The 26122-nt window shown below is 55.8% G+C and carries 22 protein-coding genes; 15 read left to right on the top strand and 7 right to left on the bottom strand.

Annotated features, from left to right (window positions below):
* The first annotated feature begins 162 nt into the window (after positions 1-162).
* Positions 163-903: an SDR family oxidoreductase gene (locus tag DW350_RS03875; protein WP_115720559.1), complete on the top strand. Its 741-nt coding sequence runs from the start codon at positions 163-165 to the stop codon at positions 901-903.
* Positions 904-937: 34 nt separating this feature from the next.
* Here the strand turns inward: DW350_RS03875 and fusA are convergent, their stop codons facing one another.
* Positions 938-3031, bottom strand: coding sequence for an elongation factor G (gene fusA / locus DW350_RS03870; RefSeq protein ID WP_115717610.1), 2094 nt, complete (start codon positions 3029-3031; stop codon positions 938-940).
* A gap of 263 nt (positions 3032-3294) precedes the next feature.
* Positions 3295-4083 (bottom strand): thiol:disulfide interchange protein DsbG, encoded by a 789-nt coding sequence (dsbG, locus tag DW350_RS03865; protein WP_115717609.1) that lies wholly within the window; start codon positions 4081-4083, stop codon positions 3295-3297.
* A gap of 289 nt (positions 4084-4372) precedes the next feature.
* Here dsbG and DW350_RS03860 point away from each other — a divergent pair, with 289 nt between their 5' ends.
* Genes DW350_RS03860 through DW350_RS03845 form a run of 4 tightly spaced genes read left to right on the top strand, consistent with a single transcriptional unit; the run spans position 4373 to position 7767 of the window.
* Positions 4373-4975: a paraquat-inducible protein A gene (locus tag DW350_RS03860; RefSeq protein WP_115717608.1), complete on the top strand. Its 603-nt coding sequence runs from the start codon at positions 4373-4375 to the stop codon at positions 4973-4975.
* The gene (locus tag DW350_RS03855; protein WP_226911387.1) at positions 4954-5586 is read left to right on the top strand and encodes a paraquat-inducible protein A; all 633 of its coding nucleotides are present in this window, start codon (positions 4954-4956) and stop codon (positions 5584-5586) included. The genes DW350_RS03860 and DW350_RS03855 overlap by 22 nt, the downstream gene beginning before the upstream one ends.
* Positions 5573-7183, top strand: a complete 1611-nt coding sequence (locus DW350_RS03850) for a PqiB family protein (RefSeq protein ID WP_115717606.1) — start codon at positions 5573-5575, stop codon at positions 7181-7183. Before DW350_RS03855 ends, DW350_RS03850 begins: the two co-directional genes overlap by 14 nt.
* Positions 7180-7767, top strand: coding sequence for a PqiC family protein (locus tag DW350_RS03845; protein WP_115717605.1), 588 nt, complete (start codon positions 7180-7182; stop codon positions 7765-7767). The genes DW350_RS03850 and DW350_RS03845 overlap by 4 nt, the downstream gene beginning before the upstream one ends.
* Before the next feature lie 41 nt (positions 7768-7808).
* On the opposite strand, the gene DW350_RS03840 is transcribed toward DW350_RS03845, so the two are convergent.
* Positions 7809-10037, bottom strand: a complete 2229-nt coding sequence (locus DW350_RS03840; RefSeq protein ID WP_226911386.1) for a TonB-dependent receptor — start codon at positions 10035-10037, stop codon at positions 7809-7811.
* Between the two features lie 247 nt (positions 10038-10284).
* Positions 10285-11199: a DMT family transporter gene (locus tag DW350_RS03835; protein WP_115717604.1), complete on the bottom strand. Its 915-nt coding sequence runs from the start codon at positions 11197-11199 to the stop codon at positions 10285-10287.
* Between the two features lie 167 nt (positions 11200-11366).
* Here DW350_RS03835 and DW350_RS03830 point away from each other — a divergent pair, with 167 nt between their 5' ends.
* Complete coding sequence (locus tag DW350_RS03830; protein ID WP_115717603.1) at positions 11367-12230, top strand: AraC family transcriptional regulator; 864 nt, start codon at positions 11367-11369, stop codon at positions 12228-12230.
* A 39-nt stretch (positions 12231-12269) separates the two neighbouring features.
* Here the strand turns inward: DW350_RS03830 and DW350_RS03825 are convergent, their stop codons facing one another.
* The gene (locus DW350_RS03825; RefSeq protein ID WP_115717602.1) at positions 12270-14636 is read right to left on the bottom strand and encodes a S9 family peptidase; all 2367 of its coding nucleotides are present in this window, start codon (positions 14634-14636) and stop codon (positions 12270-12272) included.
* 305 nt (positions 14637-14941) lie between these two features.
* Here DW350_RS03825 and DW350_RS03820 point away from each other — a divergent pair, with 305 nt between their 5' ends.
* Positions 14942-15364 (top strand): hypothetical protein, encoded by a 423-nt coding sequence (locus DW350_RS03820; protein WP_115717601.1) that lies wholly within the window; start codon positions 14942-14944, stop codon positions 15362-15364.
* Positions 15365-15394: 30 nt separating this feature from the next.
* Here the strand turns inward: DW350_RS03820 and DW350_RS03815 are convergent, their stop codons facing one another.
* Positions 15395-16333, bottom strand: a complete 939-nt coding sequence (locus tag DW350_RS03815; protein WP_226911385.1) for an AraC family transcriptional regulator — start codon at positions 16331-16333, stop codon at positions 15395-15397.
* Between the two features lie 132 nt (positions 16334-16465).
* On the opposite strand from DW350_RS03815, the gene DW350_RS03810 reads away from it, so the two are divergent.
* On the top strand, positions 16466-17293 hold the full coding sequence (locus DW350_RS03810) for an oxidoreductase (RefSeq protein ID WP_115717600.1): 828 nt from the start codon (positions 16466-16468) through the stop codon (positions 17291-17293).
* A gap of 46 nt (positions 17294-17339) precedes the next feature.
* Here the strand turns inward: DW350_RS03810 and DW350_RS03805 are convergent, their stop codons facing one another.
* A complete protein-coding gene (locus DW350_RS03805; RefSeq protein WP_226911384.1) occupies positions 17340-19622 on the bottom strand; it encodes a DPP IV N-terminal domain-containing protein in 2283 nt (760 codons plus the stop codon).
* Between the two features lie 552 nt (positions 19623-20174).
* On the opposite strand from DW350_RS03805, the gene mdcA reads away from it, so the two are divergent.
* From mdcA to DW350_RS03770, 7 genes are read left to right on the top strand one after another with little or no spacing between them, the layout of a single operon-like run.
* Entirely contained in the window at positions 20175-21830 is a 1656-nt protein-coding gene (gene mdcA, locus DW350_RS03800) for a malonate decarboxylase subunit alpha (protein ID WP_226911383.1), read from the top strand.
* Positions 21830-22654, top strand: a complete 825-nt coding sequence (locus tag DW350_RS03795) for a triphosphoribosyl-dephospho-CoA synthase (protein ID WP_115717598.1) — start codon at positions 21830-21832, stop codon at positions 22652-22654. Before mdcA ends, DW350_RS03795 begins: the two co-directional genes overlap by 1 nt.
* On the top strand, positions 22654-22965 hold the full coding sequence (gene mdcC, locus DW350_RS03790) for a malonate decarboxylase acyl carrier protein (protein WP_115717597.1): 312 nt from the start codon (positions 22654-22656) through the stop codon (positions 22963-22965). The genes DW350_RS03795 and mdcC overlap by 1 nt, the downstream gene beginning before the upstream one ends.
* On the top strand, positions 22955-23782 hold the full coding sequence (locus DW350_RS03785; RefSeq protein ID WP_115717596.1) for a biotin-independent malonate decarboxylase subunit beta: 828 nt from the start codon (positions 22955-22957) through the stop codon (positions 23780-23782). Before mdcC ends, DW350_RS03785 begins: the two co-directional genes overlap by 11 nt.
* Positions 23779-24558 (top strand): biotin-independent malonate decarboxylase subunit gamma, encoded by a 780-nt coding sequence (mdcE, locus tag DW350_RS03780; RefSeq protein ID WP_115717595.1) that lies wholly within the window; start codon positions 23779-23781, stop codon positions 24556-24558. The genes DW350_RS03785 and mdcE overlap by 4 nt, the downstream gene beginning before the upstream one ends.
* Positions 24555-25175 (top strand): malonate decarboxylase holo-ACP synthase, encoded by a 621-nt coding sequence (locus DW350_RS03775; protein ID WP_115717594.1) that lies wholly within the window; start codon positions 24555-24557, stop codon positions 25173-25175. The genes mdcE and DW350_RS03775 overlap by 4 nt, the downstream gene beginning before the upstream one ends.
* Entirely contained in the window at positions 25172-26080 is a 909-nt protein-coding gene (locus DW350_RS03770) for an ACP S-malonyltransferase (protein ID WP_115717593.1), read from the top strand. The genes DW350_RS03775 and DW350_RS03770 overlap by 4 nt, the downstream gene beginning before the upstream one ends.
* Positions 26081-26122 lie beyond the last annotated feature (42 nt).

Below are 26122 nucleotides of genomic sequence, written 5' to 3'. Positions count from 1 at the left end.
CCGCGTAGCCGCGCTTAAAACAGATTGTGCAAGGGTTATCGGTTACCTTAACCGCAAGGGGACTGACCGATGTTGGTACAGTATTCGCCCATATCGACATTCAGGGTGAGCGCGACAATGGCGCCGCCCAGCAGATGATCCATCGCTAACAGAGAGGTCATGATGAACCAGCAGATAGAAAACAAGGTGGTGGTTATCACCGGTGCCAGCAGTGGTTTAGGCGCCGAAACCGCCCGCCATTTGGTCAAGGCGGGGGCCAAGGTGGTGTTGGCTGCGCGGCGGATGGAGCGCTTAGAGGCCCTGGCCGACGAGTTGGCCATGTCCCACCAAGCCCTGGTGCAGACCGATGTCACCGACAACCAGCAAGTAGAAGCCCTTATTCAACAGGCGGTTAGCCTTTATGGCCGGGTAGATGTGCTGCTCAATAACGCCGGGCTGATGCCCCATTCGTTGCTTGAAAAACGAAAGCTAAAGGAATGGGAGCAGATGATAGATGTGAATATTAAAGGGGTGCTGTACGGTATTGGCGCCGTACTGCCGGTAATGCAGGCGCAAAAAAGCGGCCACATTATTAACGTGTCGTCAGTAGCAGGCCACAAAGTTCGCCCCGGCAGTACCATTTATTCCGCCACCAAACACGCGGTGCGGGTGATAAGTGAAGGGCTGCGCCAGGAAGTGAAACCCTACAATATTCGTACCACCATCATTTCCCCTGGCGCGGTGCAGTCGGAGCTGCCTGACAGCATTACCGACCCTGAAACCGCTAAGGCCACCAAAGCCTTTTATGACAACTACGCCATTGGTGCCGACGCCTTTGCCCGCGCCGTGCTTTATGCCATTGGCCAGCCAAGTGAGGTGGATATCAACGAGATTTTATTCCGCCCCACCGCCCAGGAATATTAAGCAAAAAAAAAGCCCCGCCAAGCGGGGCTTTTTATCAGTGCCTTAGCACCTCATCCAGCACTTGCTGAGGGGCGCTGGCATAGTGCTTGAACTCCATGCTGAAGGTGGCACGGCCCTGGGTTTGTGAGCGCAGCGTCGTGGAATAGCCGAACATTTCCGATAACGGCACCAAGGCTTTTATTTGCTTGGTACCACCGGCAATGTCGTCCATGCCTTGCATCACCCCGCGCCGGGACGTTAAATCGCCAATCACGTTACCCATGAACTCTTCGGGCGTTTCCACTTCCACGTCCATCATCGGCTCAAGCAATGTCGGCTTGGCACGGCGCATACCTTCTTTAAAGGCCATGGACGCGGCAGTGCGAAAGGCGTTTTCGTTGGAGTCCACGTCGTGGTAGGAGCCGTCCACCAGGGTGACTTTGACATCCACCACCGGAAAGCCCGCCAGCACGCCGCTGCGCAAGGTTTCCTGAATACCTTTATCCACCGCCGGAATGTACTCGCGAGGAATAACCCCACCCTTGATGGCGTCAACAAACTCATAGCCGCCACCTTCGCGCAAGGGTTCGATATTCAGCACCACATGGCCATATTGGCCACGGCCACCGGATTGCTTAACAAACTTGCCTTCCACATCGTCTACCGCACCCGCAATGGTTTCACGGTATGCCACCTGTGGCCGGCCGACGTTGGCTTCAACACCAAACTCGCGACGCAGCCTATCGACAATGATGTCCAGGTGCAGCTCGCCCATGCCGGCAATAATGGTTTGGCCAGACTCTTCGTCACTGGACACCCGAAACGACGGATCTTCCTGCGCCAAACGGCCAAGGGCCAGGCCCATTTTTTCCTGGTCGGTTTTGGTTTTAGGCTCAATGGCCTGGGCAATAACCGGCTCAGGAAACACCATTTTTTCAAGCACTATCAGCTTGTTGGGATCACTTAAGGTGTCACCTGTGGTCACACTTTTAAGGCCCACTGCCGCCGCAATTTCACCGGCATGTACCTCTTTGATCTCCTGGCGGCTGTTGGCGTGCATTTGCAAAATGCGCCCCAAGCGCTCGCGCTGGCCCTTGGTGGGGTTAAACACGGTATCACCGGTTTTCACCACCCCGGAATAAACCCGGAAGAAGGTCAGCTGGCCAACAAAGGGGTCGGTCATTATTTTAAAGGCCAGGGCCGAGAAGGGCTCGTCGTCACTGGCGTGACGTTCCACCTCAACATCGTCCATATCCAGGCCTTTAATCGCCGGCACATCCAGCGGCGATGGCAAATATTCCACCACCGCATCCAGCAGCGCCTGCACGCCGCGGTTTTTATACGCACTGCCGGCCAGCATTGGCACAATTTCATTGCCGATGGTGCGCGCCCTAAGCCCGGCTTTAATGTCGTCTTCGCTTAAGGTTTCGCCGCTGAGGTATTTATCAAGCAGCGCCGGCGAGCCTTCAGCGGCCGCTTCCACCAGTTTTTCACGCCAGTGCTCGGCGTCAGCAAGGTAAGCCTCGGGAATGGCTTCATAACTGAACTTAACGCCCAGGCTGGCATCGTCCCAGTAAATGGCCTGCATTTTTACGAGATCGATAACGCCGTGAAAATCGTCTTCACTGCCCAACGGCAACTGAATGGGCACCGCCTGGCCTTTAAGGCGCTGGCGAATTTGCTTTTCTACGCGCAAGAAGTTGGCGCCAACGCGGTCCATTTTGTTGACAAAGGCAATACGCGGCACCCGGTATTTATTGGCCTGGCGCCAAACGGTTTCCGATTGCGGCTGCACGCCGCCCACGGCGTCGTACACCATCACCGCACCGTCCAGCACCCGCATTGAGCGTTCCACCTCGATGGTAAAATCAACGTGGCCGGGGGTGTCGATGATATTGATGCGGTGTTCGGCAAAATTACCGGCCATGCCTTTCCAAGAGGTGGTGGTAGCCGCCGAGGTAATGGTAATGCCGCGCTCTTGTTCCTGGGCCATCCAGTCCATAACGGCGGCACCTTCGTGCACTTCGCCGATTTTATGGCTGATCCCGGTGTAAAACAGAATGCGCTCTGTGGTGGTGGTTTTACCGGCATCAATGTGAGCACTGATACCGATGTTCCGATAACGCTCAATGGCGATTTTACGGGTCATGGTATGTCTCCAGGTTAAAAGGCGGCGGGAGCTGACAACCAGTATCTGCCTATCTGGCCCCAACTGCATGTTAATTGAGGGCTGCTACGTTATGCCTGAGTTGGCAAACTGGCAATAGAGCTTGCCAGGGGGAATAAGGCCATTGGCGGCTGGCGCCATAGCGGGCGGGCCCTAACGGGCAATTAGCAGGGAACCGATTTTTATAATCGCAATAACAAAATGAAAGATGAGCTAGAAAAAAGCCCCGCTTGGCGGGCTTTTTGTTATTTCGCTTTCGGCATCGGGCTGCCCATAATTTCTTCCAGGGAGTCCCCTTGCGGCGCCCCCATCAGCAGGCCGACAGAGCCGTCTTCTTTTTTGTAGAACACCGCCGGGGTGGCGTAGAGCGCCAGCTTTTGCATCATCTGGTTGTGGGCATCAACAATGGCCCTGGCCTCTTTGGTGATATGGCTGGTGTCCATATGGTTGCGGCCTTCACCACGGTAGCCTTTTTCATGGGCATCCAGCGCCGCCGACGGATCTTTGGCCGACATAATAGCGGCGGCTTCGTCGGGGCTGTCTTTGGTGATAATGCCCACCAAGACATGGCGAATTTGCACCTTACCGGCTTCAACCCAGGGGCGGGTTTGCTGCCAGAACTTATGGCAATAAGGGCATTCCGGGTCGTCCAGCATGTAAACAATGCGCGGCGCATCGGCTTTGCCGTCCAGTACCCAGTGGCTGTCTTCTAAATGGCTCCAGGCCTTTTCGTTTTTGGGGCCGTTAACGATTTTATCCAGCGCCGGGGTCGTTAAATCTTTGCCTTTGGCATCCAACAGATTACCCACTAACACATGTTTGCCATCGGCGGTCAGGTACACGGCCACCGGTTGGCCTTGCACGGTACCGGCAAAACCTTTGAGGCCAGCCGGGGCGTCAAAACTGCCAACAATTTCCAGGCCACGTGCCGTTAATGCCTTGACCGGGGCAGGTAAATCGCTGCTGGCAGCAGCCATTGCCTGGCCCATAAAAAGCGCGGATAACAAGGCCAAAGAGGCACTTTTAAAGACCATATTGTCTCCTTTTTAGGTCGCTGGGGCTGGCCCCTGGCAGTAAATAAGGGTGTGCCGCCACCCATATTGGGTTCGGCCAGTGCCCGAGGATTTCCCATCGAAAAGGCGCTGTAAAGAGGCTGATGGTAACACATTGTGGTAACAGCAATAGCCTGGCATAAGCCCGGGGCTTATTGACTTAACACTTCCTAATTCAGACTGTTACTGAATAAGTACCGACCTTGTGTGGAGATAGCCGAAGTAAACGGATATCGTAAACACCTTGGCCTGCAACGGGAACTTGGCGCCAATGCCAGACAACAAGGACCTTATTATCTGCGAGCATTGCGACAGCGTCTGGCAGCGCCCCAACCTTGCTGCCCACCAGCAGGCACGCTGTAGCTGCTGCGGCGCCAAGTTGTATCGTGGTAGTCGCCTGGGTATTGGCCATTGGCTGGCATTAACCCTCGCCGCCTTTATCTGCTTTTTACTGGCCAACCTCACCCCCATTATTCACATCAATTACCAGGGGTTACATAACGATGCCACCCTGTGGCAAGCCGCTTATTACCTGGCGCAGGGGCCGGAGCTTATCATCGCTATTCCCACCGCCTTGGTGGTTATCCTGGTGCCGGGTTTGCAGCTGTTACTGCTGCTGTGGCTGCTGCTTTTTGCCTGCCGGGGCCGCTGCGCACCTGGCCATGTATGGGCACTTAAAACCCTTAGGCTGTTAAAGCCCTGGAGCATGGTGGAAGTGGCGCTATTAAGTGCCTTGGTGGCAGTGGTGAAATTAGCAGGCTATTTAACGGTCAGCGCCGGTACTGGCATTTGGGCACTGGCGGCGCTGATGCTGCTGCTGATTGGGGTTACCCAACTGGATTTACAGCGGTTATGGGCATTAACAGAGAGATGAGCATTAAAGCCCAGCACCTAAACCTGATTAGCTGCCACCACTGCCAACGTGTGGTGGCAAGGGACCAGAGCCACTGCCCGCGCTGCAATAGCCGGTTGCACCCACGTAAACCCGACAGTTTTAACCGCGCCTGGGCGCTGCTGCTGGCGGCTCTGGTGTTTTATATTCCCGCCAATCTGCTGCCGGTAATGAACACCACCTTGCTGGGTAAAACCAGCGCTAGCACCATTTTGGGCGGCGTGGCTGAATTTTGGCATGCCGGTGCCTGGGACATTGCGCTTATCATTTTTGTTGCCAGCGTGCTGGTGCCCTGTACCAAGTTTTTAGTACTGGGCTTTTTGCTGTTATCAAGCCAGTTTGGCTACCAAAAAGGCCGCCGCGCCCGCGCCCGCTTGTACCGGCTGGTGGAGCTTATCGGTTACTGGTCGATGCTGGATGTGATTGTGGTGGCGCTGGTATCGGCATTAGTGCGCTTTCACAACTTAAGTCATGTGGTGCCAGAGCCTGGCATTTTGTTTTTTGGGCTGGTGGTACTGCTCACCATGCTTTGTTCAATGAGTTTTGACCCCCGCTACATCTGGGACGACAAGGAGCCCCATGGACAACAATAATGGCCCCGATAAACCGCAGATAGTGCACCGTAAATGGTCATTGTCACTGGTGTGGCTGGTACCACTGGTGGCGCTGGCCGTTGCCGTTACCCTGCTGGTAAAAGGCTGGCTGAGCCAAGGCCCCACCATCACCATTCAGTTCGATACCGCTGCGGGACTGGAGCCGGGTAAAACACCGGTCAAGTACATGGATATTCAGGTGGGCACCTTGGAAGACGTCACCTTAAGCCCCGACCACGACCATATTGAAGCTAAGGTAAACCTCAATAACAGTGCCGAGTTCCTCACCAAAAAAGACACCCTGTTCTGGGTGGTGCGGCCGCGCATTGGCGCCGGCGGCGTGTCGGGTATCGACACCGTGCTCTCGGGCGCTTACATCGCGGCTGACGAAGGTAAATCCAGCCAGTACGTAAAGCAGTTTACCGGCCTTGAAACGCCGCCCAGTGTGGTCAGCCGGGTACCGGGCACCAGCTATGTGCTGCACAGTAAAGACTTGGGCTCGCTGGATGTGAACTCGCCCATTTACTACCGGCGCATTCAGGTGGGCCATGTGGCGTCGTATCAGTTGGATAAAAACGGTAAGGGCGTGACCTTACATATTTTCATCAAGGCGCCTTTTGATAAGTTTGTTAGTAAAAACAGCCACTTTTGGAATGCCAGCGGCGTTGATTTAAGCCTTAATGCCGAAGGCTTTACCCTCAACACCCAGTCTGTGGCCACCCTGCTGGCCGGGGGCATTGCCTTTTCTACCTCCAGCGACGACCAAACCCAGGCCAAGAGCGACAGCCATTTTGTGCTGGCCAAAGACAAGCAAACGGCCCTTGCCCGCCAAGACGGCCCTTCGGTGCCGGTAAAGATGCGTTTTTCACAGTCGCTGCGCGGCTTGGAAGTAGACGCACCGGTGGAGTTCTTAGGGCTTAATATCGGCCACGTGGAATCGGTCGATCTCGATTACAACGCCGACAGTAAAAACTTTTCGACGCTGGTAGGTATTCGCATTTACCCCGAACGGCTGGGCAATGTTGCCAAAAAGCTGCCACAAGCCGATGGCGATGAAGCCCAGGGCCTGTCCTTTATTAAAACCATGGTTCAACACGGCCTGCGCGCCCAGGCCAAAACCGGTAACTTGTTAACCGGCAAGCTGTACGTGGCCATCGATTTTATGCCTAACGCCAAACCGGCCAGCGTTAGCGTCGATAACAACGGCGAGCTGGTGCTGCCCACCGTGGGTGGCCAGTTCGACAAGCTGCAAGAGCAGCTGGGCAATATCGTAAATAAGGTCAACAAAATTCCCTTTGACCAAATTGGTAATAACCTCAACCACACCCTGGCGGATCTTGATACCACCCTTAAGGGCATTAACGGCCAGCTACTGCCGAAGGTGAATCAGAACCTTGATAGCCTGCATACCACCTTGGGCAATGCCAACCAGATGCTGGGGCCAGATGCCGCCTTGCAGCAAAACCTTGGCCAAACCCTGCTGGAATTACAGCGCGCGGCCCGTTCGGTGCGGGCATTGGTTGACCAACTTAGCCGCCACCCCGAGTCGTTGCTGCTCGGTCGCCCAGACGATGACAACAAGGAGACCAAGCAATGAGGCCTGTTCGCCACCTCTTGCCGCTGCTAGCACTGCCACTATTAAGCGCTTGCGCCAGCTCCAGCGCGCCGGTGCAATATTACACCCTGGCGCCGGTTAGCCAGGGCCAAAGCAGCATTAGCGCCCCTTACCGCCTGGCCATTGCCAGCGTTGGCGTACCCGCGCAGCTGGATCAGCCGCAGTTGGTAATACACAGCTCCAACAGCCAACTGCAAATTCTCGACAACAAGCGCTGGCTGTCGCCGCTGCCAGAAGAGTTGCAAAATAGCGTGGCGCTATTACTCGAAGACCGCTTGCACGCCAGCCGCAGCGACGGCTTTCAAACCAGCAACTTACCCAAGCTAAGGGTTAAGGTGCAGGTGCGCCGCTTTGAAAGCTGGCCCGGCAAGCGCTTTACCTTCAGTGCCGACTGGCAGTTGGGCTTTAAAGGTAAAACCCTGCTTTGCCACAGCCAATTGCAACACCCGGTACCGCCGGGCATTGATGCGCTGGTGAACGCGCAGCAGCAAACCCTGGCCGCCTTTGCCGACAGCCTAGCCAGCACCGCCAAGGGGCTCGTGGCAGGTAAAGGCGTTTGCCCATAAAAAAAAACCGGCCCAAAGGCCGGTTTTTTTAATCAATCAGCTTAGAACGAGAAGCGCGCTTCCACATTCACGCTGCGGGGCGCGCCTTGCACCAAGTAGCCTTGGCCAGGGTAGCCCCCCACTGAAGACCAATAGTTTTTATCGGTCAGGTTTTGGATACGGGCATTGATGGTGACATCGTGGTTAAGCAGAGTCGTGCTGTATTTGGCGCCCATGTCAAAGCGGGTCCACCCGGCCACTTGCAGGGTGTTGGCGGCATCGGCATAACGAGAACCGGTAGACACCGCTTGCGCATCAAGGCTCAGGCCATACACCCAAGGCAGCTGCCAGGTCACACCCAGGTTGCCCTGCCATTTAGCGGTACCAATTACCCAGTTGCCGTCGGTGGCGCCATCGGCGGTGTCTTTTTGTTTGGCATCCAAATAGGTTACGCCGCCCAATACCGACACCCCGTCTAAAGGTTCACCAAAGAAGGTGACTTCCACCCCTTGGTGTTTGTCTTTGCCGTAGGCACCAAAGACGTTTTGGTCGTTAACGTAACCGCTGGGTTTATCGGTAGTGAAGTAAGCCAGGGTGGCGCCAATGTTGCCGCCGTCGAACTTCGCCCCAACTTCTTTTTGTTTGGACACATAAGGCGACAGCTGCTCGCCGGCATTTACGGCGGTAGAACTGGCGCTATCGCCCTGGGCCAGCGCTTCGATGTAGTTGGCGTACAGCGAAGCCCAGTCGGTGAGTTTGTAAACCACGCCCGCCGAAGGAGACACCCGCGAGTCATCGTATTTGCTGCTTTGAATGCCGGTGCCGTAGGCGTAGTTGCGTACTTCCATATCCTGATAACGAGCACCCAGGGTAACCAGCAGGCTGTCGTCCATAAAGCCTAAGGTGTCAGACAACGCCAAGCTTGGCAGTTCGGTGCTGCCGGTTTTGCCGGGGCTACTCATGTCACCGGCGCCAAAGAAGTCATTGCTGGGCTTGGCGTACTGGGTGGGGTGATAAATATTGGTGGTATAGGTACCGGTGTAATCGCCCCAGGCGTAGGCATTTTTTGAGGTCATGTTGTAATAGTCGCCCGCCAGCGCCCATTTATTGCTGACCCCACCGAAGCTATTGCTACCGCGAATGCCCACCTCTGCACTAAACACGTCATCAACCCGCACGTTGTCGGCGCGGTAGGTGTAACCGTCGCCAGTTTGGCTGTCGGTCAGAGTGATATTGGCCAGGGAGTTGTCTTCGTTAGAATGGCGGGCACCAACGGCCGCCCAAGCGGTAACGTTATCGCTCAAGTCGTATTCAGCGCGCAGGGTGCCGAAGAGGTCGCGTTCGTCGGAATGGGTCCAGTCCTGGCCGTAGTTGGCGTCGACATCGGGCAACGCCGGTACGCTGGTAACCCCAGATAAGGTGATAGAGGGGCGGCCATCTTTGAGTTTGCGGTCTTGGAAGGTCAGGCCGGCAGAAACCCGCGCCTTGTCGCCACGCCAGTCATAGCCCACAGAGCCAACATCGGTGTTAACGCTTTCGCCATCAACGTCGGTATCGCCTTCACGGTGCGCAACGTTAACGCGAATGCCCTGGCTGTCGTTGTCGCCAAAGCGGCGGCTAATGTCGGCAGCGCCATAGCCTTGGCCCTGGTCATTAAAGCCTAAGGTAATGTCGGTTTTATTGTCGTTGCTGGCCCTTTTGGGCACCAGGTTAACGCTACCGCCAATGGCGTTACCGCTCGGCGACATGCCGTTTAAAAAGGTGCTGGCGCCGCGCAGTACTTCTACCCGCTGGATAATTTCAGATGACACATACTGGCGCGGCAATACGCCATAAAGGCCGTTGTAGGACATTTCGTCCGAGTACAGCAAAAAGCCGCGAATAAAGTAGCTTTCCTGAAAGTTGCCAAAACCGCGAGCAACCCGCACCCCGGGATCGTGCTCCAGCACGTCGCCCACGCCTTCGGCCTGAATGTCGGTAATAAATTTGTTGGTATAGGCGGTGCCGCTAAAGGGGCTGTCCATGTAGTCGGTGGTGCCCAGTAAACCGGCGCGCTGGCCCTTGGCTACTTGGCCACCGGCAAAAGCGCCAATCAAACCGTCACGGGAAGCATCGGCGCTGGCGGTAACGGTGATGGTTTCAATGTTTTTATCTTTGTTATCGGTCGCTTTTTTGCTGGCCGCGGCGGTGCTGGTTTGATTGGAGTTATCAGCGGCGACAGCAACCCCTGCCAGGGCTAATTGAACAGCAAGGGCCAGGGGGAGGTATTTCATAGCAGGAATGCGTGACATCAGAAAACGCCTTAATAAAGAGAGCGATATTAATGAATGCGCATGATTATCATCCCTGACAAAGATGAGATCAAATCTTATTAGCAATCGCTTTTGCATGTTTACGCCTTGCTTGCGGTTGAACTAAAAACCGGCCCTGGCGTTATCCTGCTTAGACGCAGCGCCCCTAAAATCCGTAAAAACACCGAATATCAGCACGTTACAAATAATGCACTCGCTTTATTCGGGCCGCCGCGCTGGTGGCGCCTTAGCCAGACCAACGGCCAATCGCGCTGCGCCAGCGCCGCAGCCCCAGCCTTACCCGGGGCAATATCGCCAGATTCCCCAGCAAAATAAGGCTTACACCGAGCACCGTATGTGGCTGCCATTGATAGCCTTCAACCACGGTTGAGATAACCAAAGCCACCAGCGGAAACAACAAGGTGCTATAGGCTGCTTGGCTGGCACCAATGCGGTGGATAAGCGCGAAGTAAGCGCCAAACCCCAAAATGGAGCCAAACACCACCAAATACAGCAATGCCCCTAGGTAAGATGGTCGCCAGTCAAGGCGAAAGGTCTCGTGTTGTGTCAGCGCCAATAGCCCCATTAATAAGGCGCCATAGGCCATACCCCAGGCATTGGTACTGAATAAATCGCGCCCCTGGCGCTGGTGTTGCTGGCTGATCATGTTGCCAAGGGAAAAGCAGTAGCTTCCCAACATACTGAGACCAATACCGGTAAAAAAAGCCCGATTGGGCCTAACAGTTGCGAGTTCGGGCCAAAAAAGCACCAGCATGCCCCCCAGCCCCAGCAACGCCGCCAACCACAGCCCCGGCGGTAACGGCTGGCGAAAGAAAAGCGCACCATTGAAGGCGTTAAACACCACAGCCATCGAGAAGATAACCGCTTCCATACCGGTGCTAATATGGGCGGCTGCGTGATAAAAGCAGTAAAAGTTAAAACCAAAAACACAGGCACCTTGCACCAGGCACCAGCCATGGCCCACAGTGCCAATCGCCTTTAGGCGCCGGCTCAGCGCTAGCACCGTTAACAGCAGTACCGATGCCAGCAGGAAACGGTAAAACACCGAAACCGTTGCCGCCACCGGGCCTTGTTGCAGGCCAATGGCAAGCCAGGTACTGCCCCAAATAAGTACCACTGCGGTGTATAACAGCCAGGTCATAACAGCGCTCCTTTGCATGCAAAGAGCTATCCTGGCGTTTGTGACGATGATTGGCTTGCAGCTTGGTGCTTACACTTGCACGTTCTTGCGGTTTTCTTTGGCCCTTATCTGGCTCCCCAAAGCCGCCGCCGATAGAATCGATTTTCATTCGGCAATTGTTGATAACCATGTCCCGCTACCAAGCTTTTAATCTGTTGGCCCAGCACAATACCCAGCTGCATGACAACCTGGAGCTGGACAATGGTATTGAGCTTGCCGCCTGGTCTAATCATTTTGACCGCATTACCCAATGCCCCGACCACCACACCTTGAGCCTCTATGTGGCCGATGGTTACGAGAGCTACCATAAAAACGGTGATCAATGGCATAACGGTGGCGGCCCTAACCGGGCTTGCGTACTACCAAGGCACAGTGAGTCCAGTTGGGACATTCGCGGCAAGCTGAGCTTTGTGCACCTTTATTTCACCGATGGCCATTTACGCAAGCTTACCGAGCAAACCTGGGACAAAAGCCCCTTTGCCATTGATTTGCAGGAACGCATTTTTGTTGAAGATAAGCAAATAACCGCCTTGTACCGGCAGTTTTTACTGCGCCACCAGTGGCACGATCACAGCCATAAGTTGGTGTTATCGTCAGCAACCAACCTGCTTCTTACCCACCTGTTAAGCCGCTATGGTCACTTTGACTGGCGTTTGCCAGCCGTTCGCGGTGGTTTGGCACCGGTTGTTGCCAAGCGGGTGACCGAATATATCGAGCAGTACCTGGCCGAACCATTACTGCTAAGTACCCTGGCCGCCGAGGCTGGCCTTAGCGAATATCACTTTGCCCGCATGTTTAAACAAAGCCTGGGCCAAGCCCCACATCAATATGTGCTGGGCCGCCGCCTGGCGCGAGCCAAAGCTTTACTTGCCCACAGTAACGCGAGCCTGACCGACATCGCCCATGGCTGCGGGTTTAGTTCAGCCAGCCATTTTTCTAACCGCTTTAAAGCCGCCGAAGGCATCAGCCCTTCGGCCTATCGCCAGGCATAAAAAAACCGGCCCAAGGCCGGTTTTTTTATAAGGCAGGCCTTAGTACCAAGGCCAGGCTTTTAGCTGGTAGTCAGCAGGGGTTGCGCCCTGTAGGTATTTCACAAAATAGTCCCAACGGCGTTTGGTGATGTAAGGGGTGGCATAACCGTAAGCATGACGGGCATTAGGAATGGCAATCATGTCGAAGGGTTTGTTGGCCTTGATCAACTCTTCAATCACCACTTGGGTGTTTTGCGGCGGCACGTTGTCGTCAACATTGCCGTAGGTCAGCATCAATTTGCCTTTGAGGTTTTTCACCAACAGCGGGTTGGACTGATTGTCGTAGTTGCTGGTGCCATCTTTGTTGTTTTTCACCAGGCCTTGGTATTTCTCACCCCAATCCGCTTCATAAATGCGGTTGTCGTGGTTACCCGACTCGGCCCAGCCCACCTTGAAGAAATCAGGGTAGCGGAACATGGCGTCAGCGGTGGTGTTACCGCCACCGGAGTGGCCCCAGATACCGATACGGCTCATATCAATCCAGGGGTAGCGTTTACCCAGTTCTTTCACCGCTTTGACTTGGTCCGGCAGGGTGTTGTCGCCCATATCGCCATACCAGGTGTCGTGGAAGGACTTGGAGCGCCAAGGGGTACCCATGCCGTCGATGGCCACCACAATAAAGCCCAGTTCCGCCAGTGCTTGGTGGTCGGCGCGGGATGCCAAGAAGCTGCGGCCACGTACCGAACCGGTTTGCGGGCCGGGGTATACGTAGTCAATGATCGGGTACTTTTTGTTCGGGTCAAAGTTAGTGGGTTTGAACATCAAACCATAAAGGGTGGTTTTGCCGTCGCGGCCGGTTACGGTAATTTGCTCAGGCGCCACCCAGCCATTGGCTTTTAAACGGGAGATGTCGGCCTTGGCAACAGTGGCAATCACATGGCCGTCGCTGGCGGCGCGCAGCACTGTGACCGGTGGCGTGGTTGGGGTGGAATAGCTATCCACAAAGTAGCTGCCGTCTTTGGACATGCTAATGGTGTGGTCGGCTTTTTCCGGGGTCAGCAGTGTGGCCTTAGTGCCGTCCAGCGAAGTTTTAAACAGCTGGCGATAATAAGGGTTAACGCCCTTTTCGCGGCCAACCGCCGTAAACCATACCGTGCGGCTTTGACGGTTAAGGTATTTAACGTCTGATACCGGGCCTTGGCCGCTGGTAATGGGGTGCAGTGCTTTACCGGTTTTCAGGTCGTACAAGTAAAGGTTGCCCCAGTCGCTGCGCTCGGAGTACCAAATCGCCTGATGACTTTCTGGCAGATAGCGCCAGCTAACCCCTTCAATACCACTTTCATAATAGGTAGGCACCGATTCACTAAAGACGGTGCGCACCACGCCGGTATTGGGGTTGGCAATACGGAACCATTCATGGTGGTGGCCACGGGAGGTAGACACAAAGGCCAGGGTTTTACTGTCTGGCGCCCATTTCACATCGTCCCAAATACCGTGGTGGCTACAGCTGATGTCGTCGCACAGTGTCGAGCGGTGGAAATCGGCCTTCATTTTCAGCGCCACCACTTTCGCTTTGGCCACGTCAATCACCACCCGGTGGATCATAAAGACGTGCTTGTCGCCCGCCATGGGGTATTTCCATACCTCAATTTTGGGGTTGCCAATTTCGGCGCCCACGGTGGCCATGTCAGCCACTTGGCGCTGGTCTTGCTTGAAGGTGGCGATTTTCTTGGAGTCTGGCGACCATTCCAGCACCGCTTGGTTTGAATGCAACCAGCCAGCGTTGTCGGTGGCGTAACCAAAGTTCTTGATACCGTCTTTGGTGAGCTGGCGCTCTTTGCCGGAGGCAATGTTGCGTACCCACAGGTTCCAGTCGCGAATAAAGGCAACCTCTTTACCGTTGGGGGAAACCACGCCCTTAAGTTCGCTGATATCGGCTTTTTTATGGTTGCCCGCCAACAGGGCCGACAGCTCGCCTTTCACGCATTTATCAAGGCCAGGGTAGTCGCAGCTTACCGTCATGCCAGCGGCGGTAAGTTGGATATGGCCATCTTTAGGCAGGGCAATATCACTAATTTTAAGCTTGGCGGCGGTTAAGGCTTTGTGGTCCTTTTTCCCCTCGCTCTTGGCCAGGGCATTGAGGGCGGCGGCCAGTTTTTGCTGGTCAAAAAGCGGCGCACTTTTACCGGTTTTGGCGTCCATTTTCAGGTACTGGTCAACGTCATGGCTGGTATCGACATACCAAAACTCATGGTCGTTAAACCAGTTGACCTTACGCACATCGTGGTCAACTAACGGCTTGGTTTTATAGCTGAGGAAGTTTTCAGCTTTGGCGTAATCTGCGGCACTCAGGGCTTTGGCATAGACCCCGGTTGCGGCCAGAGCCAGGGCGATACCCACACCCAAGGAGGAAATTTTAATACCCATAGGTTCCCATTTTTATGGTGAGAAGCCCTGAACAAAACAAGGCCGTTATTGCACATGCTGCCGATTTTAAGCTGTTCATTATCACAGCGTCCCACGGCTTAGCGGCAATGGTGGGCGGCTGGTCGTGGGTGCCTGCAAATACGTGCGCTTAATCACACAATCTCGGCCGCGTCCCTCCTCAAAGCCTCGTTTTTGAAACAAAACCCAAACGAGATGCAGATTGGTGCACCTTTTATGCACAGTGTTCAGTTAGCAGCTTAACGGGCCGTTTTAAGGTGATGGCGTAGACGTAAGAGGACATCGCCATGAAGAAATTGCTGATAAGTAGCCTGACCGTTGCCAGCCTGATGCTGTCGCCTTTAGCGGCCTATGCCCACACAAATGGGCACGACGACCACGGCAAAGATCACGGCTATGACGAGCATCATCATGACAACCATGACCATCATCATGATGACCACCACTATGATGATCACCACGACCGTCATGGCCCGCCGCCCCATCACGACAGGGTGATCGTTGTTGACCGCGGCTTCCATCACCAAGGCCCACCGCCGCGCCACCGCTATTATCACCGTAGCGACCTGGCTAACATCGCCACCTTTGCGGTACTGGCAGGGGTTACTTACGCCATTATCGACAACGTCTATTACCGCAAAAGCGGCGACCGCTACGAGTATATTTCCAAACCTCCGGCGGGTAGCTACCGGGTGATAACCGTACGTTGATAAAAGGCCCCAAGGGGCCTTTTTTAATGGTCAGTGCGAAGAAACAAACAGCGCGTTGGCCGGTTCTGGCGGCAAGGCGTAAGCACTACGCAACCGGCTGGCCTCTTCGGTGGGTGGCAGGCCAAAAAGCCGTTTAAATTCGCGGCTAAATTGCGAGGCACTTTCATAACCTACCGCCACGGCAGCCGCCATGGCGCTCATTTGCTGGCGCACCATTAATAGCCGCGCCTGATGCAGGCGAATGGATTTAACGTATTGCATCGGTGAGGTTTGGGTAATGGCGCGAAAGTGGCTATGAAAACTGGCCTGGCTCATACCGGCCAGACTGGCCAACTCGGCCACATCCAGCGGCACCCGAAAGCGTTCATGAATATGCCTAAGCACACCGGCAATTTTACCAAAGGCCCCTTGCTGGGTAAGCGCCGCCCGCAGCTGGCCGCCCTGCTCGCCGCTAAGTACATGAAAGTAAATCTCCCGCACCAGCCCCGGCCCCAAAATGGCGGCTTGCAATGGGTCAGCAAGGGCGTGCAACAAGCGTCCTAGGCTTTGGCGAAGTGCATCATTTAATGGCGTTGACTGCATGCCGGTGGGTTGGTCGCTTACCTTCGCTCCCTTTTGGGTCATCGTCAGCAATAGCTCGGCCACCACTGGTAAATCCAAATGCATGTAAATTGCCAGTAATGGCTCATCAAAGCTGGCATCGGTTTCCATGGTAAAAGGTACCGGCACCGAAACCGCCAGGTAATGGTTGCTGTCATAGCGGTATAACTGGTCACCAAAGTAACCGCGTTTACTGCCTTGCAGCACAAACACTATGCCAGGGTCATACAATACCGGGGTGCGACTCAAAGGCCGGTTGGAACGCAGCAGCCGCACGTCTTTTAACGATGTCAGGTTATAGCCCTCAATGGGGGCCAAATTCGCCAGTAGCGATATTAAGGGATCAGTAAGCATGAGAGTATTATGCATCACGAACCCCTTATTAGGGCGACAAAAACATCAAGGTTGGAGTTTTAGGCAAGATAAAAAGTGTAACCGGCATCCAGATTGGCGCTAACCCAGGCACACTACACCTCCCTTGGCAAAGATGAGGAATAAACCATGAAAACCTTGCTAATTACCGGTGTAAGCAGTGGCTTTGGTAAAGCATTGGCCACTGAAGCGCTGGCCGCGGGCTATAAGGTCATTGGTACAGTGCGTAGCCAAAGCGCCCTGGAAACCTTTGAAGCCATGCACCCTTCCAACGCCCACGGCGCATTGCTGGATGTAACCGATTTTGCGCGTATTGCCCCGTTAGTGGCGGAGCTTGAAAGCCAACATGGCGCCATTGATGTGCTGGTCAATAACGCCGGCTACGGCCACGAAGGCATTTTTGAAGAAGCGACCTTGGAGCAGATGCGTCACCAGTTCGACGTGAATGTCTGGGGAGCGGTAGCGATGATGAAGGCACTGGTGCCCAGGTTCCGCCAGCGCCGCAGCGGGCACATCATCAACATCACCTCCATGGGCGGCTACATCACCATGCCGGGAATAAGCGACTATTGCGCCAGCAAGTTTGCCTTGGAAGGCTTTTCCGACACCTTAAGCAAGGAGCTAGCCGACTTTAATATTGCCGTAACAGCGGTAGCGCCGGGGTCCTTTCGTACCGACTGGGCGGGCCGCTCCATGGTGCGAAGCGAGCGTTCCATCAGTGACTACGATGCGCTTTTTGACCCGGTGCGCCAAGCGCGTAAAGACAAAAGCGGCAAGCAACTGGGCGACCCCCAAAAGGCGGCCAGCGTGATGCTAAGCCTGTTGGAACACCCCAAACCACCGGCTCACCTGCTACTGGGCAGCGATGCTCTTGGCCTGGTGCGTGGCAGTATTGCAGCGCTTAACCAGCAGCTTGATGACTGGCAAGCCGTTACCTGCTCAACCGACGGCGAATAACAAAAAGGCCCCAACAGGGGCCTTTTTCATTGCCGCGCAAAGCGCCTTACTTTTTGTTCCACGCCGGGGTTTTATCATGCAGTAAGTGCTTGATAAAAAAGTCGAACTGGCGACGCTCTGCATAGCGAATAGGGCCAGTTGAACGCCCCGCAGTGTGTTCGCCACCGGGCACTTCCAACAAATCAAAGTCCTTATTGGCGTGAATAAGGGCATTAACCAGTTGCAAGCTCGATGACGGGTCAACGTTACTGTCTTGCTCACCGAAGATGATCAACACATTGCCTTTAAGCTTGTCGGCGTTAACCACTTCCGAGGAACGCTTGTAGCTGTCATCAACCGGCCAGCCCATCCACTGCTCGTTCCAGCTGATTTTGTCCATGCGGTTGTCGTAGCAACCGGCAAAGGCAACCCCCACGGTATAAAACTCGGGGTGGAATTCCAGAGCGCCCACGGTGCTTTGGCCACCGGCAGAACCGCCGTAAATACCCACACCATGGGAAATGTCGTACCAAGGGAATTTCTTGGCCGCCGCTTTGTGCCAAAGAATGCGGTCAGGGAAGCCGGAGTCGCCGAGGTTTTTCCAAATCACATCATGGAAGGCCTTGGAACGGTTAGCCGTACCCATACCGTCGATTTGCACCACGATAAAGCCAAGGTTTGCCAACTCCTGCATGCCAATGACTTTGTCGCCGCCGCTATGGTAGCCAAAGGGCCAAAAGTCCTTGGGCACAAAGCTGTCTTGCGGGCCGGCATAGATATTTTCAATCACCGGGTAATGCTTTTTAGGGTCGAAATTTAGCGGCTTGACGATAAGGCCGTAAATATCGGTTTTACCGTCGCGGCCCTTGGCCACAAAGGGTTCGGGGTATTTAAAGCCGGCGGCCAGCAGTTTGGAAATATCGCCCTTGGCAATGGTGCGCACCAGGCTACCGTTGGCTTTATGCAACTCGGCCACATTGGGCATGTCTACCCGCGAATAGACATCGACGTAGTACTTCATGTCGTCCGAGAAGGCGACATGGTGGTTAGCCCGCACCTTGGTGAGATCGGTGAGATTTGAGCCGTCAAAGTTGATGCGATAGTAATGCACAAAGTAAGGGTCTTCGCCCTTATTCATGCCCGAGGCGGCAAACCAGATTTGGCGTTTATCGTCGTCAACCTTCACCACTTCCCGTACCGGCCAGTTGCCACTGGTGATGCGGTTTTTCACCTTGCCGGTTTTGCCGTTGTAAAGGTAGAGATGGGCCCAGCCGTCACGCTCGGACAGCCAGATAAATTCCTTGCCCAAGCCATGCACGTCGTGGCCAAACTCGCGGTCTTGGTAGATAAAGGTTTTGGCGGTTTCGGTAACTTCGGCCCGTGGCTTGCCGGTGCTGGCATCAACCGCAATCACCCGCGCTTTTTGAAAGCCGCGCTGGTTGTAACGAAAGGCAAAGCTTTTGCTGTCTTTGCGCCAACGCAGATCGGTTAGCTGATAAGGGTTACTAAAGAGCGCGTTGTCGATAATGGTTTCTTTGCCGGTGGCAACGTTAAAGAGCACCGGTTGGTCAATGTCGATAGCGTCGCCCGGTTTCGGGTACAGCTGTTTGACCACTTTCGGTTGCAGCTGATCGGTGGGAGACGACATCACCCGGGTGACAAAGCGGGCATAACCGGGGCGCACCCGATACAGCACAATGTATTTGGAATCGGGCGACCAGTGAATACTTTCAGGGTCGTAAAAATTACCGGCGGTGCCATCTTGGCTAAGGGCTTTTTTGTTGCCTTCGCCATCCACCACCACCAGATTGTGGCCTTCGACAAAGGCGCTTAACTTGCCGTTAGGGGCAGCGCGCAGGTGATTGTCGGCCGGGTATCTTAGGTCGCGCACCACGCCAAAGCCGCTCGGCTGGCCTGGCCATTGCAGCGCCTCGCACTTGGCCTCTTTCAGGCTGCAATGCCAAGGGTCGTATTCGATATCAAAATCGATACCGTCGCCGGCGTAGTTAAAATGCTTAATCGGCAGTTGCAGGGCGGTGATGTGCTTATGCATTGCCGCGCTCAGGCCTTTTGCCACCAAGGCTTGGTCAAAGGCGCTTTGCTGCTTGCCGGTATCGGCGTTTTCACGGATGTAGGTATAACCGCCCGCCACGGTTTTTCGAAATAAAAAGTCATGGCTGTTTGCGACCCAGTCGGCGGGAAAAACGATATTACGGGTCAGGCCAATCCAGTTATTACGCAGGTCCAAACTGGCGTTAATATCAGCCGCCGTGGGCTTGGCCGCCAGCGCCTGACCTGCCGTCAGGCACAACAACAGACAGGACAACCCCTGCCAACCTTTCGCTTTCACATCCAGTCCTCATCATAAAACGGTATACGATATACGGTAATGGCTTTATCAACATTGCTCAAACGTTTATGAAGATGAACCGCACAAAATAGATAAAATGCTGCCGAGGCAAGATTAAGGAAGCGCTGCTCAAAAGTTGTGCACATTGCACGCAAAAGTTACTTATTTTTTCCTCTTGGTAACAGATTGACACTCGGCCCAAGATAGAGACAATTCCACCTCCATTATTCAGGCCAAACACAAGGTAATTTTATGCCCAGCGTAAAGCGGATACTCTGCTTCGCCTTGTGCGTGTTTTTGCTGTCTTTAGCGGCAGCTGTGTCTTTTTTAGAACTAAAACACCCGGCCCGGCATCAACAAGGCTCGCCCTTTTCCATGGGTAGAAACGCCCAACACGTCTCTGCACATCAAGCGCAAGATTCCAAGCTGAGCTAGCGCGCCCGCGTCTTCGGCCAACCATTACTCTGAAGTTAATAGTTCGACAACAAAGTTCATTGATAGCCTGCCAACCTCGACATAACGTTGACGTAAACGAAATGACGAGGAATGCCAATGCAGGCCAATACGCAGCGAAATTGGTGCAGCCACCGCCAGGAAAAAGCCCGGCGCCTAAGCCAGGTTAACCACTTTAGCCAAGGCAAAGTGATTGCCACCGAGCAGATTGTTGACGCCTTGGAGCTGTTGCTTGAACCCGGCGACAAGGTGGTACTGGAAGGCAACAACCAAAAGCAAGCCGACTTTCTGTCCCGCTCCTTAGGCCAGGTGGACAGCAGCAAAGTCCACGACCTGCACATGGTGATGCCAAGCGTCGGCCGTCCCGAGCATTTGGATCTGTTTGAAAAAGGCGTGGCCCGCAAACTCGACTTTTCCTTTTCCGGGCCGCAAAGCCTGCGCATTGGCCAGCTGATGGAAGATGGCCTCTTGGAAGTGGGCGCCATCCACACCTACATCGAACTCTATGCCCGCCTTTATGTGGACCTTATTCCCAAGGTGGCGCTGCTGGCCGGTTTTAAGGCGGACCGCCAAGGCAATATTTACACCGGGCCTTCCACCGAAGACACCCCCGCCCTGGTGGAAGCGGCGGCCTTTAAAGACGGCATCGTTATCTTCCAGGTTAATGAAATTGTTGATGATGTTAGCGAGCTGCCGCGGGTAGATATTCCTGCCGACTGGGTCGATTTAATCGTGCTGGCCGACAAGCCCTTTTATATCGAACCGCTCTTTACCCGTGACCCACGGCTGATTACCGACGTCCATGTACTGATGGCGATGATGGCCATCAAAGGCATCTATGCTCGCCACCAGGTGCAATCGTTAAACCACGGCATTGGCTTTAACACCGCCGCCATTGAACTGTTACTACCGACCTATGGTGAACAGCTGGGCCTTAAGGGCAAAATTTGCCGCAACTGGACCCTAAACCCCCACCCTACCCTGATTCCCGCCATTGAAAGTGGCTGGGTGGAAAGCGTGCACTGCTTTGGCACCGAACTGGGGATGGAAGATTACGTTGCCGCCCGCCCCGATGTGTTTTTTACCGGCCGCGATGGTTCCTTGCGTTCCAACCGTGCCTTTTGCCAACTGGCGGGCCAATACGCAGTCGACATGTTTATCGGCGCAACATTGCAGGTGGATGGCGACGGTAACTCGTCCACCGTTACCCGTGGCCGGGTAGCCGGCTTTGGCGGCGCCCCCAATATGGGCCATGACCCAGGCGGCCGCCGCCATGCCACCCCAGCCTGGCTGGATATGCGCCCCGACCAGCACCCGCTGACCAAAGGTAAAAAGCTGGTGGTGCAGATGGTGGAAACCTTCCAGGACGCCAATAAGGCCACGCTCGTGGCCGAGCTGGATGCCGTGGCCATGGCCAGCGATTATCAAATGCCACTGGCACCGGTAATGATTTACGCCAGCGACGTTACCCATGTGCTCACCGAGGAAGGCATTGCCTACCTTTACCTGGCCAAATCCCCAGAGGAGCGGCGGGCCATGGTGGCGGCGGTGGCAGGCATTACCCCCATTGGCTTGGCAAGAGACCCGGTTGAGACCGCAAGGCTTAGGCGCGAAGGCCTGGTTGCCTACCCGGAAGATTTGGGTATTAACCCTGCCGATGCCAGCCGTGACCAGCTGGCCGCCAAAAGCATCAGTGAGCTGCAAAGCTGGTCTGGCGGCCTTTATCAGCCACCGGCCAAATTCAGGAGCTGGTAATGAAAGCCCTCGCTATTAGCGGCGCGCAGCATAAAGCCTATCTGGCGCGCTGGGCCCTGGAAGCCGAAGCCGAACTCACCCCTAAACCGGCGCTGGTGGACCGGCGCTCAAGCGGTGCCCACGGCGACATGAACATCGCCCTGATGCAGCGCTCGGCCCGCACTCTTGAGCCCTGGTTTACCAAAATGGCAGCCTTAACCGGCCCCCGGAACAGTGATTTTCGGGCAGCCTTGGGCCTGTTGGGCCGCGAAGCAGAAGCGGAGATGCTGGCCGAAACCGGCGGCATTAACACCCACCGCGGCGCGATTTGGGCCTTGGGTTTGTTGCTGGCAGCCGAAGGCGACACCCCTAAGGCCTTACTGGCCTCGGCCGCCAACCTGGCCCGGTTAGAAGACCCCTTTATGCCAGCCCGGCCTGCCAGTCATGGCGAACAAGCGGTGGCCCGGTTTGGTATTAGTGGCGCTAAGGCGCAGGCCCAGGCCGGTTTTCCGCAAATACATAACCAAGGCCTGCCGGTACTGAGGCAAAGCCGCCAGCGCGGCGACATTGAAGCCTACGCCCGTCTCAATAGCCTGCTGGCGATCATGAGTGCCCTCACCGACACCTGCGTGTTGTACCGTGCTGGCATCAAGGGCCAAAACGCCATGCAGCAAGGAGCCTTGGCGGTACTGGACGCTGGCGGCGCTGGCACCTTTGCTGGCCGCCGCGCCTTAACACACCTTGATAACCGCCTTTTAGCCTTAAACGCCTCGGCCGGGGGCGCTGCCGATCTGCTGGCCGCCACCCTACTCACCGACGCCCTTTGCCCAGAACAGGAGGGGTAATGGAAACCTTCGAATTAACTGTCGATGCCAAACCGCAACCGCTGGGCCGCGCCTTGGTGGGCTGCGTCGCCTCTGGCGATTTAGAAGTGATGATTGAGCCGAACAATGCCAATCAGGCACAACTGCTAATCACCAGTAACTGTGCAAACCGCCGGCGCTGGCAACACATCGTCGCCGCCATTGCCGCCAGCCAAACCCTGCCGGCGATGCGCATGGATATTCATGATTTTGCTGCCACCCCTGGGGTTATTCGCTTGCGCATTGAACAAGCCCTTGCACAGGCCAAAGAGGAGGCAACCCATGGCGCATAACTTTGCCGATGCCAGCGCCCGCCAGCGCGCCACGTTACTGCTCGATAAAGGCAGCTTTCGCGAACTGTTAGGGCCGTTTGACCGGGTCACCTCGCCTTGGCTTGAACGCCAAGGCATAGTGCCGCAATTTGACGACGGCGTGGTGATAGCTAAAGGCAGTATCGATGGCCAAAGCGCCGTGGTTGCCGCCATTGAAGGCGGCTTTCAAGGCGGCAGTTTAGGGGAAGTGGCCGGCGCGAAAATCGCTGGCGCGCTAGAAATGGCGTTAGAAGACAACCAAAACGGCATTGCCACTGGCGCCGTGCTGGTGCTGGAAACCGGTGGCGTCAGGCTACAAGAGGCCAATTTGGGCCTGGCGGCCATTAGTGAAATTCAATCCGCCATTGTCGCCCTGCGTGCCTACCAGCCGGTTATTGGCATTATCACAGGGCCGGTGGGCTGCTTTGGCGGCATGTCCATTGCGGCCGGGCTTTGCAGCTACCTCATCATGACCCGTGAAGGGCGCCTTGGCCTTAACGGCCCCTTGGTTATCGAGCAAGAAGCCGGTATTGGCGAATATAACGCCTCCGATCGGCCTTTTATCTGGAGCCTGAGCGGCGGCGAACAGCGCCAAGCCGGTGGCTTTGTTGATGCCTGCTGCGCCGAAGACAGCGAAAGCGTCAGCCAAACCCTTCGCCAATACCTGAAAAAAGGGCTGCCCGCGCAGCACCGCAGCGACGCCTATGACGCTTTTCTTAGCGCCCTTAACACAATGGATAGCGCGCCGCAGCTGGACGCAGCCAGTGCCAGAGCATGGTTAAAAGGAGTGCAGTTATGAACCGAGGTCAACGCTGGTTTAACGCCCTAACCGAACAAATGCAGCCGCAACAGGGCCCGGTGCCGTCGGTTGTTTATGCCGACGGCGAGCTGGCAGGCCGCCCCTGCCGGGTTATTTTAGTGCGTCCCGATCCCAACAATATCTTTCCTCGCGCCCGTGGCGGCGAAGTGGGTTTGTTGGAAGGCTGGGCTCTTGCCAAGGTGGTCAGCGAAGCAGGCCGCGAACGCACCTTGGTGGCGGTTGTCGATGTACCAAGCCAAGCCTATGGCCGCCGCGAAGAAGCGCTGGGTATTCACCAGGCCTTGGCCGCCGCTGCCGCCGCCTATGCCAAAGCCCGCCAGGGCGGGCAGCCGGTACTGGCACTGTTAGTGGGCAAAGCCATGTCAGGGGCATTTTTAGCCCATGGTTATCAGGCCAACGCCATCTTGGCGCTGGATGACGCCAAGGTCATGGTGCACGCCATGGGTAAAGCTGCTGCCGCCAGAGTGACCCAACGCAGCGAGGATGACCTAGACCGGCTCGCCGCCAACATCGCCCCCATGGCCTATGACCTAAAAAGTTACGCCTCGTTAGGGCTATTAACCGCCCGGCTTTCGGTAACCAGCGCCGATGCACCAACCAAGGCGGATATTGATAAGGTTGCCAGCGCCCTGATCGCAGCCCAGCACCAGGCTCTGAGCAATACTGGCCTTAGCCACCGCTTAGAGGGTGAAAACCGCCAGGCCTCTAAAAAAGTGCGCGAGCTGCTGCGCCAGCAATGGCAGCAACCGGCATGAATTGGCAGCCGCACGATTTGCTATGGGCTAAGCCTCGGAGCCTAAAAGCGCTACCTGGCGAGGCGCTTGGCGATTGGGCGCAGCTTTGCCAAGGGCCGGTAGTGGTGCGCCGCGCCACCTGCGAACCGGGCTTGATACCGGTAGGTATCCGCGGCGCCAATAAAGGCCAGCGCCAAGCGGCGCTGCTAGCGAAAACCGCAGTAATGCGCGGTGTTACCCCCTTTGCTATTGCCAACAGCCAGGGTTGGCTTTGCCATGCCCTTCGCGGCCAGCACCCGGTGCTCGTTACCCTAGAGCGGCTAGCGCCGATATTGGCGCCCTTTCGCTGGGGCATTACCGGTAGCCTGGGGTACGAACTGGCAACCGGGCTTTCGCAGCTCACCGATACCTCTGACCTGGATTTACTGCTCTATTGCCCCGAGACCTTAGCTCGCAATAGCGCCCGGCAGCTCTGGCAATCGCTCAATCTGGGCCCTTGCCGCCTTGATGTGCAACTGGCTTTGCCGGGCGGCGCCGTTGCCCTGGCCGACTGGGCCAACAGCCGGCATAAAGTGCTGCTTAAAACCAACCAAGGGCCGCTATTAACCCTTGAGCCTTGGCAGGAGCAGTTGGCATGAGCGCGGTATTTACCTTCCCCGGCCAAGGTGCCCAGCGCCCCGGCATGCTGGCCAATTGGCCGAAACACCGCGCCTTTAGCGATACCGCCGCCGAAGCAGAACAAGAACTGGGCATAGCCCTTAACGATTTAGATAGCGAGCAAGCCCTGGCCCATAGCCGCAATGTGCAGTTGGCACTGCTGATTTGCGCCGTGGCCTTTGGCCGCTACTTACTGGCCGAAGGCGTAAGGCCCAACTATGTGCTGGGGCTGTCCATTGGCGCCTACCCGGCGGCCGTGATCGCCAACAGCCTGACCTTTAAAGACGCCCTCGCCCTGGTGGCCCTGCGTGGCGAGCTGATGCAAAGCGCCTTTGCCAGCGGCTTTGGCATGATGGCGGTGCTGGGGCTGGACCCTTATCAGTTGCAGCAGCTTCTGGCGCAAAGTGCTGCTCGCCAAGTCTATTTGGCCAACATCAATGCCGACAACCAGTCGGTGCTATCGGGTGCCTGGCAAGAGCTGGAAACACTCAAAGTCGTTATCAACAGCGCTGGCGGCCATTGCCAGGCTTTGGCGGTGACGGTGCCGTCGCACTGCCCATTACTAACCGAGCAGGCACAAGTTCTGCAAACAGCCTTTGCCAGCATCGAGATGGCCGCTCCAGCTATCGCTTATGTCAGTGCCAGCAAGGCCCGGGTACTGCGCGACGTTAGCGCCATTAAAGACGATTTAGCCATGAACATGGCCCGGCAGGTGCACTGGCTTGATGCCAGCCGCCTGCTGGCCGAGCGCGGCGTTAGCGCCGCCATCGAACTGCCTCCCAGTGGCACCCTGACCGGTTTATTCCGGCGGGTATTGCCGCAGGGGCACTGTGTCGGGGCAAACCATACCCGGCTCGATAGCCTTCGGCTTTTATGCAGCGGCTGAAGGCAACAACACCGAAGTGAGACCGCAGTACGCTTCGGCACA

Origin of the sequence: Gallaecimonas mangrovi, assembly GCF_003367375.1 — a bacterium.
Taxonomy (GTDB): domain Bacteria; phylum Pseudomonadota; class Gammaproteobacteria; order Enterobacterales; family Gallaecimonadaceae; genus Gallaecimonas; species Gallaecimonas mangrovi.
This window is presented reverse-complemented; position numbering and strand designations above follow the sequence as displayed.